The organism is Persephonella marina EX-H1 (assembly GCF_000021565.1).
In the GTDB taxonomy this organism is placed as follows: Bacteria; Aquificota; Aquificia; order Aquificales; family Hydrogenothermaceae; genus Persephonella; species Persephonella marina.
Genome location: NC_012440.1, coordinates 1573283 through 1587607, shown reverse-complemented (window position 1 = coordinate 1587607; position 14325 = coordinate 1573283). Strand labels below are relative to the sequence as shown.

At 37.6% G+C, this 14325-nt stretch carries 14 protein-coding genes; 7 read left to right on the top strand and 7 right to left on the bottom strand.

What is annotated here, in order from left to right:
- Position 1: 1 nt before the first annotated feature.
- Together PERMA_RS08135 and argJ are read left to right on the top strand one after the other, a co-directional pair.
- The gene (locus PERMA_RS08135) at positions 2-475 is read left to right on the top strand and encodes a hypothetical protein (RefSeq protein ID WP_012675954.1); all 474 of its coding nucleotides are present in this window, start codon (positions 2-4) and stop codon (positions 473-475) included.
- Positions 475-1635, top strand: coding sequence for a bifunctional glutamate N-acetyltransferase/amino-acid acetyltransferase ArgJ (gene argJ / locus PERMA_RS08130; RefSeq protein WP_012675741.1), 1161 nt, complete (start codon positions 475-477; stop codon positions 1633-1635). Before PERMA_RS08135 ends, argJ begins: the two co-directional genes overlap by 1 nt.
- Here argJ and PERMA_RS08125 read toward each other — a convergent pair.
- The 7 genes from PERMA_RS08125 to PERMA_RS08095 are packed head-to-tail and all read right to left on the bottom strand — an operon-like array spanning position 1632 to position 9019.
- Positions 1632-2339 carry an HAD family hydrolase gene (locus PERMA_RS08125; protein WP_012676424.1) on the bottom strand — a complete coding sequence of 236 codons (708 nt, stop codon included), beginning with the start codon at positions 2337-2339 and terminating at the stop codon, positions 1632-1634. The two genes, argJ and PERMA_RS08125, sit on opposite strands and share 4 nt — an antisense overlap.
- Positions 2291-2707: an FtsB family cell division protein gene (locus PERMA_RS08120; protein WP_015898963.1), complete on the bottom strand. Its 417-nt coding sequence runs from the start codon at positions 2705-2707 to the stop codon at positions 2291-2293. The genes PERMA_RS08125 and PERMA_RS08120 overlap by 49 nt, the downstream gene beginning before the upstream one ends.
- The gene (gene eno / locus PERMA_RS08115; protein WP_012675524.1) at positions 2661-3947 is read right to left on the bottom strand and encodes a phosphopyruvate hydratase; all 1287 of its coding nucleotides are present in this window, start codon (positions 3945-3947) and stop codon (positions 2661-2663) included. Before eno ends, PERMA_RS08120 begins: the two co-directional genes overlap by 47 nt.
- A 12-nt stretch (positions 3948-3959) precedes the next feature.
- Positions 3960-5396, bottom strand: a complete 1437-nt coding sequence (gene accC / locus PERMA_RS08110) for an acetyl-CoA carboxylase biotin carboxylase subunit (protein WP_012675766.1) — start codon at positions 5394-5396, stop codon at positions 3960-3962.
- Positions 5397-5408: 12 nt separating this feature from the next.
- Positions 5409-6641 (bottom strand): aspartate kinase, encoded by a 1233-nt coding sequence (locus PERMA_RS08105; protein WP_012675675.1) that lies wholly within the window; start codon positions 6639-6641, stop codon positions 5409-5411.
- 18 nt (positions 6642-6659) lie between these two features.
- Positions 6660-7409: an aminotransferase class IV gene (locus tag PERMA_RS08100; protein ID WP_012676469.1), complete on the bottom strand. Its 750-nt coding sequence runs from the start codon at positions 7407-7409 to the stop codon at positions 6660-6662.
- A gap of 5 nt (positions 7410-7414) precedes the next feature.
- Positions 7415-9019 (bottom strand): ArnT family glycosyltransferase, encoded by a 1605-nt coding sequence (locus PERMA_RS08095; protein WP_015898925.1) that lies wholly within the window; start codon positions 9017-9019, stop codon positions 7415-7417.
- Between the two features lie 92 nt (positions 9020-9111).
- On the opposite strand from PERMA_RS08095, the gene PERMA_RS08090 reads away from it, so the two are divergent.
- From PERMA_RS08090 to neuB, 5 genes are all read left to right on the top strand, one after another.
- Positions 9112-10167 (top strand): sulfite exporter TauE/SafE family protein, encoded by a 1056-nt coding sequence (locus PERMA_RS08090; RefSeq protein WP_012675419.1) that lies wholly within the window; start codon positions 9112-9114, stop codon positions 10165-10167.
- Between the two features lie 421 nt (positions 10168-10588).
- Positions 10589-11587: an NAD-dependent 4,6-dehydratase LegB gene (locus PERMA_RS08085; protein ID WP_012676562.1), complete on the top strand. Its 999-nt coding sequence runs from the start codon at positions 10589-10591 to the stop codon at positions 11585-11587.
- Complete coding sequence (locus PERMA_RS08080) at positions 11580-12671, top strand: LegC family aminotransferase (protein WP_012676916.1); 1092 nt, start codon at positions 11580-11582, stop codon at positions 12669-12671. Before PERMA_RS08085 ends, PERMA_RS08080 begins: the two co-directional genes overlap by 8 nt.
- Positions 12668-13300, top strand: coding sequence for an acetyltransferase (locus PERMA_RS08075; protein ID WP_012676395.1), 633 nt, complete (start codon positions 12668-12670; stop codon positions 13298-13300). Before PERMA_RS08080 ends, PERMA_RS08075 begins: the two co-directional genes overlap by 4 nt.
- Positions 13297-14304 (top strand): N-acetylneuraminate synthase, encoded by a 1008-nt coding sequence (neuB, locus tag PERMA_RS08070; protein WP_012675299.1) that lies wholly within the window; start codon positions 13297-13299, stop codon positions 14302-14304. The genes PERMA_RS08075 and neuB overlap by 4 nt, the downstream gene beginning before the upstream one ends.
- Positions 14305-14325: the final 21 nt, after the last annotated feature.

The window sequence follows — 14325 nt, the reverse complement described above, 5'->3', positions numbered from 1 at the left end:
TATGGAAAATACAGAAAAAACTTTAAAAAAGATGGCCATTCTTATCGAGAAGATCTCAGAGAAGATAGACGAACTTGATGAGAGAGTAAAAAAGCTTGAGATGAGATCGCTTTCACAGAAAGCTGAAACGGAACAGATACAGAACAAAAATCTTACAGAACAGTCTTCAGGACAGTCTTTCAAATCCGGCTTCTTAGGATCGTTACTTGGAACATTTGCAGGTATGAGTCTGTTTAATATTCTTTTAGACGATAAAATAATACCTGAGGATGTTGCAAGGGAAACAGGTATTTCTGAAGCGGAGATCTCACACATAGAAGAAAAACTTGAAGAGATCTCCGAAAAAGTAGAAAACATTGAGGAAAAGATAGAGAATGAAGAGATCGCTATGGAAGATGATCTACCTGAGGTTGAACCAGACATGGAATACTTTGAGACCGACTTTGGACTTGATGATGATGAGTGGATAGCATGATGGATATAAAAGCGGGAATATCAAAAGCAGGAATAAAACCTTCTGGAGACTATGACATACTTGTTATGAGTTTTCCATCTTCCGTTTACTCTGTCTTTTTAACACAGAACTCTCTTTCAGCAGCACCTGTCCAGTATGACCGTATGGTAAGGGAAATACAGGATGAGATCAGTGCTATTGTTGTAAACAGCGGAAACGCAAATGCTGCGACAGGAGAGGAAGGTTTAAGAAATGCAGAAAGGATGGCTGAGATTGTTGCTGACCTTCTTGATATAGATAAGGAAGAGGTTCTTGTTTTCTCAACAGGTGTTATCGGAGTTCAGCTTCCTATGGATAAGGTTGAGAAAGGGATAAAGGAGGCTGTGAAAAACCTTGAAAGGTGGGATCTTGAAAGATCAGCAAGGGCAATAATGACCACAGATTCTTTCCCAAAGTTCTATCAGACCTCAGGAATGATAGATGGAAAGACATTCCATATTAAAGGTATAGCGAAAGGGGCAGGGATGATCCATCCTAACATGGCAACTATGCTTGCCTACATATTTACAGATGTAAAGATAGATAAATCACTTCTTGAGAAAGCATCAAAACTTGTTGTTGAGAGAACCTTTAACTCTATAGATGTTGACGGATGCGAAAGTACAAATGACAGCTTTCTTGTAGTTGCTACAGGAGAGTCTGATCTTGAGATAAATGATAAAAACAAAATAGAGTTTGCTAAAAAACTTTACGAGGTTGCCCTACAGCTTGCAAAAATGATAGTTAAAGATGGTGAAGGAGCTACAAAACTTATACAGATAAATGTACATAACGCTGAAAGTAAAGAGGAAGCAAAAGAGGTAGGTCAGGCTATAGCAAGATCAAACCTTTTCAAAACAGCAATGTTTGGTAACGATCCTAACTGGGGAAGAATTTTATCAGCTGTGGGACAGCTCCACAGGGATATAGATTTTTCCAATGTAAAGCTGTATATAGGTGATTACCTTATATACAGCGGTGAACCTGTTGATTATGACAGGGAAGGTGCTGTCAGATATCTGAAGGAGAATTCTGAGATCACAATTGATCTTTATCTTGAAAGGGGAGAATCTGAATGGACCTATTACACCTGTGATCTTACATACAGGTATGTTGAGATAAATGCAGAGTACACAACCTAACCGCTAAATAGATCAAGGAGCTGAGAGATATCACCTATTACAAAATCTGGATTATGAACTATCACCTTCTCCTCTTTCCCAAATCCGTACGTAACAAAGACTGTTGTCAGACCTGCTGATCTTCCCGCCTGTATATCAGCCTCACTGTCACCAATCATAACTGATTTTTCAGGCTTTGAACCGAGCTTTTCAACAGCATACAAAACGGGATATGGATCTGGCTTTTTCCTTTCAACACTGTCTCCACCTAAAAGGATATCGAGATATCTATCTACGCCAAGCTTCTCAATAATCCTCCTTGATATATCCTCATACTTATTTGTAACGATGCCTATCTTTTTATCCTTCCTCTTAAGCTCAATAAAAAGATCTTCAACATAAGGGTAAAGAACTGTATATTCAGCAGGATTTTTAAAGTAATACTCTCTGAATATACTTACAGCCCTGTCTATCAGTAGATGATCATCCTTTTTAAGAACACCTTCCATCAATCTTCTTCCACCGTATCCGACATGCTTTATTATCTCGCTCTCTTCCAGAGGATCTTTACCGAGTTTTTCAAGTGTGTAGTTGACGGCTACAGCTATATCCTTTGATGAGTCAATAACAGTTCCATCAAGATCAAAAAGAAAGATATCTTTATCTCTGATAAGATCTATCTGATCCTGAACTCCTGATACTTTCTGATAATTCTGTCTATCCATCTCTCTTTTCTTTCCTGGTTTTTTATATCCTTATCCACAATAATGTATATCTCTTCATTATCCTTGATAAGTCCAAGATCTTCTCTCGCCTTTTTTTCTATAAAAAATATATCCCTTTTTAAGTAATCTATCTTCTCTGCGAGATATCTGTTTTCTCTCTGAAGTTTGGCTATATCCTTCTGAAGCGTTATCTTCTGTTTTTCTTTCTCTAAAAATCTGAACAGATTATTTTTTCCAAAGAATAGAAAGTACGCTGCATAGATAACTAAAAATAAAGTAGCAAAAGGCAGAATAACATCCGCCTTAAGCCACTGTCTTATCTTATCTGATAAATTTCGAGTAAGCCTCTTTTCCTTTGAATACTGCATCTTCTCCTAACTCTTCCTCTATCCTGAGGAGCTGGTTGTATTTCGCTATCCTGTCTGTTCTTGAGGCAGACCCTGTTTTTATCTGCCCTGCATTTGTAGCAACAGCAAGATCAGCAATAAACGTATCCTCTGTTTCTCCTGATCTATGGGAGATAACATTTGTATAACTTGCAACCTTTGCAAGCTCTATAGCATCTAATGTTTCGGTTAGAGATCCTATCTGGTTTAATTTTACAAGAACTGAGTTCGCGATACCCTCCTCAATCCCCTTCTTTATAAGCTTTGGATTTGTTGTGAAAAGGTCATCTCCAACAAGCTGTATCTTATCTCCTAAAGCTTTCGTAAGCTTTTTCCATCCTTCTATATCATCCTCAGCAAGACCATCTTCTATGGATATAATAGGATATGTTCCCTCAATCTCCTCATAGAGAACGATCATATCATCAGCTGTGAGCTCTTCACCTTCAAATCTGTAAACCTTCCTTTCCTTGTCATAAAACTCTGTTGAGGCTGCATCTATAGCAAGCAGAACATCCTCACCTGGTTCGTATCCTGCCTTTTTTATAGCATCCATAAGAATATCAAGCGCTTCCTTTGTTGAGTTTAGAGCAGGAGCAAAACCTCCCTCATCACCAACATTTGTTGAATATCCCTTATCCTTAAGAACAGTTTTTAATGTATGGAATATCTCAACACCACATCTGAGAGCTTCTTTAAATCTTCCTCCAAAAACAGGTACTATCATAAACTCCTGAAAATCAAGGTTGTTATCTGCATGTGCACCACCGTTTATAACGTTCATAAGCGGTACAGGGAGAACCTTTGCGTTTGTTCCACCAAGGTATCTGTAAAGTGGGATATCAAGCTCCATAGCTGCCGCCCTTGCAACCGCAAGGCTTACAGCAAGAATAGCATTCGCTCCAAGATTTGATTTATTCTCAGTACCATCAAGCTCAAGCATAAGCCTGTCTATCCTTACCTGATCAAGTGCATTTTCACCTATAAGGAGATCAGCTATCTTAGTGTTTATATTATCAACAGCCTTTAAAACACCTTTTCCTTTAAATCTGTTTTTATCTCCATCTCTCAGCTCAACAGCCTCTGTTTCCCCTGTTGATGCACCACTTGGAACAAGTGCTGTTGCAACAACACCGCTTTCAAGAACAACTTCAGCCTCAACAGTTGGGTTTCCTCTAGAGTCTAAAACCTCTCTTCCTCTTATATCCACGATAACCGACATATCTAAACCTCCTTATAATTTATGGTAAGCTGCTATAGCAGCTGCAATAACAACAGCGAGATCCTCAGGATTACCTTCTTCAGGCTTGAGTCTGAATTTAGGAAGCTTTCTATCAAGATAGCTTGTATCAAACTTTCCTGCCAGGAAGTCTTTATCCCTTACTATCTGTCTTAAAAGTGGAAGGTTTGTTGGAACGCCTCTTACCTGGAATTCATCTAAAGCTCTTTTAGCTCTGTTTACAGTCTGTTCCCAGCTTAACGCCCATACTGTAAGTTTAGCAATCATTGAGTCGTAATAAGGAGGTATTATGTAATCCTTATAAACTGCGGCATCTATCCTTACACCAGGTCCCCCTGGTGAGTAGTAAGATGTTATCTTTCCAGGAGAAGGTGCAAAGTTCTTATCAGGATCCTCAGCATTTATCCTGAACTCAATAGCATAACCTCTGAACTTTATATCCTCCTGAAGGAACGGAAGTCTCGTACCCTCTGCTATCTGTATCATCCTCTGAACAAGATCAACACCTGTTACAGTCTCCGTTACAGTATGCTCAACCTGAAGTCTCGTGTTCATCTCTATAAAGTAAAAGTTATCATCCTCATCAACAAGAAACTCAAGCGTTCCTACACTTTCATAACCGAGCTTGAACATTGATTTTACAGCAACCCTGTAAAGCTCCCTTCTGACCTCATCGTTAAGCCTTGGTGATGGAGCTATCTCAACTATCTTCTGGTGTCTTCTCTGGATTGAACAGTCCCTTTCCCCAAGATGTATAACATTTCCGTATTTATCAGCCATTATCTGTATCTCTATATGCCTTGGGTTTTTCACATACTTCTCTATAAATACATCACCCTTTCCGAAAAACTTTTCAGCTTCAGCTGTGGCAGATCTGAAAAGCTCCTCAAAATCTGACTCCTTTTCAACAATTCTCATACCACGACCGCCACCACCATAGGCAGCCTTTATAATCACAGGAAAACCTATCTCTCTTGCAATCTTTTTGGCATAATCTATATCCGTAATAGGCTCATCAGTTCCAGGCAGAACAGGAACACCAACCTCTTTCATAGCCTTTTTTGAGGCTATCTTATCTCCGAAAAGGGCTATATGCTCAGGTTTTGGGCCTATGAATATAAGACCTCTTTTCTCACAATAACTGGCAAAATCGGCATTTTCAGAGAGAAAACCGTACCCTGGATGTATTCCATCACATCTTGTCTGTTTTGCAAGATCCACTATCTTGTAAAAGTTCAGATAGGCTCTTATCGGATCTCCAGGTATCATGTAAGCTTCATCTGCCTTTTTTACCCATATACCGTTAGAGTCAGCCTCTGAGTAGATAGCAACCGTTTTTATTCCAAGTTCCTTACATGCCCTTATAATCCTTGTTGCAACTTCTCCCCTGTTTGCAACAAGAACTTTTTTGATCTTCTTAGTTCTTGCCATACTAAACCTCTCTTATCCTGTAACTATATTTTCAGTATTTTCTATAAAAGCCTCGTGCAGAGCTCTCACAGCAAGCTCCGCATATTTTTCATCTATAAGACAGGATATCTTTATCTCAGATGTTGATATAGCATATATATTTATACCTTCCCTGTATAGAACCTCAAACATCTTCCCGGCAGTCCCTGCATGTGTTTTCATCCCAAGACCAACAACAGATATCTTTGCTATTCTGTCATTTCTTTCAACACCTTTTGCTCCTATCTCCTTAGCAACCTCTTTTGCTATCTCCTCAGCATACTCAGCATCTATCTTGTTAACTGTAAAAGATATATCAGTGTATCCTTCATGTGATACGTTCTGAACTATCATATCTACAACGATATTTCTGTCTCCAAGAGCTTTAAACAGTTTTGCAGCTATACCAGGTTTATCAGGAACCTGAACAACGGTTATCCTTGATTCTTTAAGATCATGACTTATTCCTCTTACAACAACCTTTTCCATCTCTTCATTCTCCTCCACTATCCATGTTCCGTCTTCTTCAATAAATGATGATTTAACATGTATCTTAACACCATACTTTGCGGCAAACTCCACTGATCTTATCTGCATAACTTTAGATCCGAGAGATGCCATCTCCATCATTTCTTCATAGGATATAACGGGTATCTTTTTCGCATTTTCAACGATCCTTGGATCTGCTGTAAAAACACCTGTAACATCTGTGTATATCTCACACACATCAGCATTTAAAGCTGCTGCTAGAGCAACAGCTGTCGTATCAGATCCACCCCTTCCAAGTGTTGTTATATCACCGTAATCTGATATACCCTGAAATCCTGCAACTATCACTACCCTTCCTTTATCAAGTTCTGAAAGTATCCTTCCTGTATCAATCTTTTTTATTCTTGCCTTTGTGTGAGCATCATCTGTATAAATAGGAACCTGCCAGCCTGTAAGACTGACAGCATCTATCCCCATCTCTTTCAGTGCTATTGATATAAGACCTATGGCTACCTGCTCACCTGTAGATACAACCATGTCCTGCTCACGGGGATCAGGTTTGGAAGAAAGCTCCCTTGTAAGTGTTAAAAGCCTGTCTGTCTCACCTGCCATAGCAGATGAAACAACAACAACCTTATTACCTTCCTCAACAGCTCTCTTTATCTTATTTGCAACATTCTTAATTCTCTCTATACTGCCTACAGATGTTCCACCAAACTTCTGAACTATTAAAGGCAATCAAATACCTCCTGATATTTATAAAATCTCAATTTTAGATACTCTAATTATACCATTTAAGGCATTGGCCACGAAAATATAATCAGCCTTTCTAACATCCTCAAGGTAAAATCTTCCTTCAACAACAGCAAAACCTTCATCTTTAGCTTTTTTCAGTATAACACTTCTTGTAACCCCTGGAAGAAGACCACAGTCTACAGAAGGTGTGTACAGAAATCTCCCCTTTATCCAGAATATATTTGCTGAAGATGTTTCTGTAACCTCGCCATTCTCGTTAAGGAAGAGGGCATCATCGTAACCTTTTTCTAACGCATATCTCTTTGCAATAATATTTCTGCTGTAGTTCGTTGATTTTATCTTCAGCATAGGATCAGAACTGTGAACCCTGAAAGGTGCAACAGCTAATGATATCTCCTTTTTCTCAGGCTCTTTATACGGTTTAACGATCACAAGGAGATGGCTTTTGTAAGGAACAACTGGAAAGTATATATTTCCTTCAGAGAGCAGTACTGTTTTGACATAAAGATCATCACTTTCTTTACACTTTTTTACCGTTTCCTCAATGTAAAATATGTAATCCTCCTTCGTTATCTTCGGAATCTTGAGAAGTTCAGCTCCTTTTATAAGCCTTCTGTAATGCTGATCAATATGTTTTGGGAGTCTTCCCCTGTAACGGAATGTCTCAAAAACACCTTCTCCGTACATAACAGATCTTAAAAATCTTGTGTCAATAAGTTTCTTTCCATTTACCGTAACTATATAATCCATCTTCCTCACCTCTTATATATTAGATATCTTTTTTCAAAACCTGATAGATCACCTTTTTCTGCCTTTAAAACATACTTCAGTAAGATGGCAAACCTTGACTCACTTCCCTTTCTATAAAGATAACCACTCCAGAGTATTTCTGCATCTTTTATTTTCTTCAGACCTTTTTCAGAAACAAGGGCTAATAGAGGCCTTTCTTGCTGGTATTTAAGTATCTGATCAATACTGTAATCTCTGAGAACCTTTCTCTTTGCATAAAATGGAAGGTTATGCCAGAACTTTTTTTCAACAATAAGTGGGATATCCCTCTGAGGAACATTATCATTTATAATCATCCCTATTCTGTCGTAAGGTCTGTATTTTTCAACCTTTGGAAGAATTGAGATCGTAAATATCATAAATGTTACTAAAAAAGATATAAATGGGAAAAAGATCAGATCCCTGTATCTCAAGGCTATTATAGCAGGAGCAGCTGCTAATAAGTAAAGGAGAATATCAAGCCTGAATTTATAGATGATAAATATGTTTACAACAAGGATTAAAAGTCCTGTGAATACAAAAATCCCCCTGTAAATATATCTGAGAATTCTTTTATCAGGATGATGATTGATCAAAAAATATCCAACAATAATGGACATCCCAACATGAGCCTGTATCATGTAAACAGGGATCTTACCTTTCGCAATAGTAAAAATTAAAAACATAACAGCAAACCATGAGAGTGGAAATGCAAGCTCCTTTATCTTTCCCTTTATGTTTACCAGTGAGTAAAAAAATACCAGTGAGTAAGGGAGAAAGCCCCAAAGTATCACAGGTATATAGAAAAATATATCAAGAGGCTTTGACTGTTTATGTAAAGCTCTCCTTAATGTCTCATTCAACGTAACATCAAGAAAAGCTTCACCGAATTTCAGATACATATAGAGATACCAGCCAAATCCTATAATCAGAACTAAAGGAATCCCTATGTAAACCTTTAAAAAATTAAGCTCTCTCAGAAATTCTCTAAGATTAAATGATCTATCTATAAGAATATAAAGGAATACTATCCCACCTATAACAATTATGTAAGGATAACCTTTTGTTAAGACTGTAAGGCCCAAAAATATGTAAGAAAGCAGTATATATTTCCATTTTCTCCTCCTATAGCCTGCTATAAAAAAGTAAAGTGTAGCTGTAAAGAAAAATGTTAGAGGGATCTCAGGGGAAGCATACCTTGAGTTTATAACAAACTGGAAACTGAAAGCCATAACCGCGGCTGATGCTATACCAACATTGTGTGAGTAAAGCTCTCTTCCTATCCTGTAAGTAAAATAAATCGAGCCCAGAGCCAGAAGAACTATAGGAAGTCTTACAGCGAACTCTGATACTCCAAAAACAAGAAAAGAAAGAGCAACAAGCCAGTATGTCATAGGTGGCTTATTAAAACGGGGCTCATAGTTGTAATAAATATCAAGTGGATTTTTATTCTCAATCATCTCCCTTGCAGCTTCAGCATAGAAAGCCTCATTTGGTATCCACACATCGTTAAGCCATATATTCCAGAAAAAAACAAAAACTGTAAGAAAAAAGAACAGTGAGACAGCGTATCTATTTTGTATAATAGTCATCTATTTCTCCCTTTTAGTAATCTCAATCATAAAAGCGGATGATAGAATATTCTAATATATTTGAAACTGTAAATCTCTGATGGAGGAGCTTTTTGGAGATATATCTTCCTGTTGCTGATGTATCCGTTAATATATTTTTTCTTATAGCACTTGGCATTGTTGTTGGATTTCTCTCAGGTCTACTTGGAATAGGAGGAGGGATAATACTTAATCCTGCACTAATAAAGATAGGGATACCTCCAATAGTAACCGTTGGAACTTCCGTTTCCCAGATGGTTGGAGCTACAGTCTCAGGATTCATAGCCCATCTGAGACTGAAAAATATAGATATGAAGATGGGTTATATACTTGTAGGATCAGGTTTTCTAGGAGGAAGTGTAGGGGTTTTTCTTGCAAAAGTTCTTGAGGATGCGGGACATTTCAGAACATTCGTTCTTTCATTTTACGCTTTTTATCTTGGTTTTACAGGAATAACATTATTTTTAGATGTTTTCAGAAAAAACAGAGATGAAAAAAGATCCTCAAAAATTAAAGATTTTATAGACTCCCTACCTCTGAAGGTTGAGTTTCAGTTTACAACAGTTTCATTACTAGTTCCTGTGGGAATAGGGGTCGTGGCAGGTTTCTTAGCAGCTGTTATGGGTGTTGGTGGTGGTTTTGTTGTTATACCTGCACTTATGTACCTTGCTGGATTCCCTGTTCAGAAAGCTGTAGGTATGAGTCTTTTCCAGATGATATTTGTAACAGCATTCTTAACATTCTTTCATGGTGTTGTTAACCACGGTGTGGATATTGTTCTTGCCCTTATACTTATGCTTGGATCATCCTTTGGAGCTGTTTTTGGCGCTGCAGCCGGACAGAGGATAAGTAAAAATATAACAAAGCTTATAATGGCATTTCTCGTAACATCTGTATCTATAATGAGCTTTTACCAGCTTTTTACACCTGCTAAAAAGAAAACTGAGATCTTCCACATAGCTCACAATCCTATAGCGGACTTTGCATTCAATTATCCTGTTTACTACTCAATCTGTGTAATCATAATAAGCCTTATTGTTGGTTTCATCGTGAGCTCCCTTGCAAACAGATTAAAGCTTTTACTGCAGATATATCTTGAAAAAAGAAGGTCTAACTGGAAATCTGAGTGAAACAGTTAAAGAAGCTTTATAAGAATACAAATGCTTACCTGAGTATATTAAAGTACTATAAACTTTTAACGATTTTGCACAGGATCTTAAATAATAAAGATTGGAGCAAATTTTATAAATAATATAAAAGATTTGTTTATCGCATTAAACAAATACTGTATAATCTGTTTATTATGGAAAACATCTTTCTGACATACAGTGATTGTAAACTCTTCGCCATTTGAAGAATATTTTAAACAGATATATTTCTGTAAAGAGTTATAGTCTGAACCAGCAATAAATCTTGTATACATAACCGGATTTTCATTTTCTGACATTTCTTGTAAAATCTGGAAACGATCCAGAAAACAGCACACATTAGTTTTAAAGTTGTGTCCCTTAAAAACCGAAAAAAAATCAGTACATAGGTGGTGATCATAAAATGGATCTATCTAACAAAAAAGTTCTTGTTACAGGTTCATGCGGTTTCATAGGAAGCCATTTAGTTGAGAGATTAATAGAGAAAGGCTGTAAAGTAAGAGCATTTGTCTACTACAACTCTTTTAACAGCTGGGGATGGCTTGATACATTTCCCAGGGAAAAACTTGACCGGATAGAGGTTTTCACAGGCGATATCAGAGACCCTAACGGTGTAAGAACCGCTGTAAAAGGCATGGATCTTGTTTTTCATCTCGCTGCTCTGATAGGGATACCTTTCAGCTATCACTCACCGGACAGTTATGTTGATACAAATATAAAGGGAACTCTTAATATACTTCAGGCATGCAGGGATTATGATATTGAAAAGGTGCTTGTAACATCAACATCTGAAGTTTACGGAACGGCCCAGTATGTACCAATAGATGAGAAACATCCACGTCAGGGACAGTCACCATACTCAGCCACAAAGATAGGGGCAGATTATATAGCAGAGAGCTTTTACAGAAGTTTTAATCTACCTGTTGTTATCGTCAGACCATTTAATACATATGGACCAAGACAGTCCGCAAGAGCTGTAATTCCCACAATAATAACCCAGCTTCTATCAGGGAAAAAAGAGATAAAACTTGGTGCTTTACACCCAACAAGGGATCTTGTATTTGTTAAAGACACTGTGGAAGGCTTTATAAAGATAGCAGAGTCTGAGAGGACAGTAGGAGAGGAGATAAATATAGCTACAGGTAAGGAGATATCCATTGGAGATCTTGCAAAAAAGATTATTGATATGATAAATCCAGAGGCAAGGATAGTTACAGATCAGGAAAGATTAAGACCTGAAAAAAGTGAGGTTGAAAGACTTTTAGGGGACAACACAAAGATAAAGATGCTTACCGGATGGGAACCTGAGTACTCGCTTGAAGAGGGCTTAAAGATAACTATTGAGTGGTTCAAAAACAAAGAAAACTTAAGACTTTACAAACCAGATATATACAATGTCTAAACTGATTTATTTAGATGCACCTGTTCTTGGTGAGCTTGAGAAAAAGTATCTGTGTGAGGCTGTTGATACCGGTTATGTATCCTCTGTGGGAAGGTTTGTGGAAGATTTTGAAAAAAGATTTTCAGACTATTTAGGCGTAAAAAAATCTGTCTCTGTCCAGAGCGGAACAGCGGCTATACATATATCACTTTACGAACTTGGTATAAAAGAAGGGGATGAGGTTATCGTACCGGCTCTAACATTTGTAGCAACAGCAAATCCTGTTGTTTATCTTGGAGCTAAACCTGTTTTTGTTGATATTGATCCTGATACATGGAATATAGATGTGGACAGGATTGAGGAGAGGATAACAGAGAGAACAAAGGCTATAATCCCTGTTCATCTTTACGGAAATCCTGCAGATATGGAAAGGATAAATGATATAGCAAAAAAATACGGTCTGTATGTAGTGGAAGATGCAACTGAAAGCCTGGGAGCAAAGTACAGGGGAAGATATACAGGAACGATCGGTGAACTTGGATGTTTCTCATTTAACGGCAATAAGCTGATAACAACAGGCGGCGGAGGTATGGTTGTTGGAAGATCTGAGGACAGACTTGACCATATAAAATATCTGGTAAATCAGGCGAGGGATAACAGACCAGAATACTACCACTCTGAGATAGGATTTAACTACAGGATGACAAATATTGAGGCAGCCCTCGGTATTGCACAGATGGAAAGGATTGATAATCTTTTAGAAAAGAAAAAAATATTCAACCAGATATACAGAGAAGAGCTTAAAGGTCCTGTCAGATTTCAAAAAGAGTACAAAAACGCTGAAAGCTCCTGGTGGCTAACAGCTGTCTATATAGACAGAGATATAGATATACCAGAGCTCCAGAAGGAGCTGTCAAAAAGGGGGATACAGACAAGAAGGATATTTACACCCCTCGTTGAGTTTCCCATGTATAGAGAAAGCAGAGATAAATATCCTGTTTCTTACGATATATACAGTAATGGGTTATGTCTGCCTTCCTCACCACTAAACAGCGAGGATGATATATTTTACGTAACAAAAACTCTTAAAGAGATCTTAAGATGAAAGAGATAATACTTGTTGGCGGTGGTGGTCACTGCAAGGTATGTATTGAGATAATTGAGAGATCTGGGAATTTTAAGATAGCAGGTATAGTGGATAAGAAGGAGAGAATAGGGGAAAAGGTTTTAAACTATCCCATCATAGCCTCAGATGATGATATAAATGATCTTTTAAAAGATTACAGTTACTTTCTCATAACAGTTGGTCAGATAAAGTCCGCAGATAAAAGAAGATCTCTTTTTGAGAGGATAAAATCTCTTGGAGGTGAGTTTCCTGTTGTTATATCACCTCTCTCAAAAGTATCCCCTTACTGTGATATAGGGGAGGGAACTGTAGTGATGGATAACGTGATCATAAATCCAGATGCTAAAATAGGGAAAAACTGCATAATAAACACAGGATCCATAATAGAACATGACTGTGAGATAGGGGATCACTGTCATATATCAACAGGAGCCGTTATCAACGGCGGAGTAAGGATAGGAGATGGAACCTTTGTAGGAAGTAACTCAACTGTATCAAACGGAGTTACAATCACCGATAATGTTGTTATAGGAGCTGGTTCTGTTGTTATCAAAGATATAAAAGATTCAGGTGTATATGCCGGAAACCCTCTGAGGAAGATAGGATGAGAGTTTTTATCATAGCAGAAGCTGGTGTTAATCATAACGGAAGTATTGATCTTGCAAAAAAACTGATTGATATCGCTGTAGATTCAGGAGCTGATGCTGTTAAATTCCAGACATTTAAAGCTGAAAACCTTGTCAATCTTTATGCAGAGATGGCTGAATACCAGAAGAAAAATTTAGGAAAAACAAAATCACAGTTAGATATGCTGAAGGAACTTGAGCTGTCTTTCAATGATTTTGAGGAGCTAAAAAGCTACTGTGATAAGAGAGGGATAACATTTCTCTCAACACCATTTGATATTGAAAGTGCAAGATTTTTAAAAGAGTTAGGTCTGGATATATTCAAGATAGGATCAGGGGAGATAACAAACTACCCTCTTTTGAAAGAGATAGGAAGCTACAGGAAAAAGGTTATACTATCAACAGGTATGGCAGATCTTGGGGAGATAGAGGATGCTCTGGATGTTCTGATAGAAAATGGAACGGAAAAGAAAGATATAACTGTTCTCCACTGTAACACAGAATACCCAACACCCTATGAAGATGTAAATCTTAGAGCTATGCTAACTATAAAGGAGGCATTTAAGGTAAAAGTTGGTTACTCTGACCACACAACAGGAATAGAGATACCAGTTGCCGCAGCTGCACTTGGAGCGTCAGTTATAGAGAAACATTTTACAGTTGACAGGGATCTGCCGGGACCTGACCATAAGGCAAGTTTAGAGCCTGATGAACTAAAAGCTATGGTGAGAGCTATCAGAAATGTAGAAAAAGCTTTAGGAGATGGGATCAAAAAACCTTCAAGATCAGAGATAAAAAATATTCCTGTTGCAAGAAAGAGTATAGTTGCTAAAAGGGATATAAAAAAGGGAGAGATATTCACAGAAGAGAATCTGACAGTAAAAAGACCTGGAACGGGTATATCTCCTATGAGATGGAATGAGATTATAGGAAAAAAAGCGCCAAGAGATTTCAAAAAAGACGAGGTTATAAATATATGTATTTGATAAAAAGTCAGGTAACCTTAT

Bases quoted from the DNA above. Each gene is read 5' to 3' on its own strand.
- eno (WP_012675524.1), bottom strand. From the start codon at position 3,947: ATGTCGGTTATCGTGGATATAAGAGGAAGAGAGGTTTTAGACTCTAGA.
- PERMA_RS08120 (WP_015898963.1), bottom strand. From the start codon at position 2,707: ATGCAGTATTCAAAGGAAAAGAGGCTTACTCGAAATTTATCAGATAAG.
- PERMA_RS08100 (WP_012676469.1), bottom strand. From the start codon at position 7,409: ATGGATTATATAGTTACGGTAAATGGAAAGAAACTTATTGACACAAGA.
- PERMA_RS08135 (WP_012675954.1), top strand. From the start codon at position 2: ATGGAAAATACAGAAAAAACTTTAAAAAAGATGGCCATTCTTATCGAG.
- argJ (WP_012675741.1), top strand. From the start codon at position 475: ATGGATATAAAAGCGGGAATATCAAAAGCAGGAATAAAACCTTCTGGA.
- PERMA_RS08125 (WP_012676424.1), bottom strand. From the start codon at position 2,339: ATGGATAGACAGAATTATCAGAAAGTATCAGGAGTTCAGGATCAGATA.
- PERMA_RS08085 (WP_012676562.1), top strand. From the start codon at position 10,589: ATGGATCTATCTAACAAAAAAGTTCTTGTTACAGGTTCATGCGGTTTC.
- neuB (WP_012675299.1), top strand. From the start codon at position 13,297: ATGAGAGTTTTTATCATAGCAGAAGCTGGTGTTAATCATAACGGAAGT.
- PERMA_RS08080 (WP_012676916.1), top strand. From the start codon at position 11,580: ATGTCTAAACTGATTTATTTAGATGCACCTGTTCTTGGTGAGCTTGAG.
- accC (WP_012675766.1), bottom strand. From the start codon at position 5,396: ATGGCAAGAACTAAGAAGATCAAAAAAGTTCTTGTTGCAAACAGGGGA.
- PERMA_RS08075 (WP_012676395.1), top strand. From the start codon at position 12,668: ATGAAAGAGATAATACTTGTTGGCGGTGGTGGTCACTGCAAGGTATGT.
- PERMA_RS08095 (WP_015898925.1), bottom strand. From the start codon at position 9,019: ATGACTATTATACAAAATAGATACGCTGTCTCACTGTTCTTTTTTCTT.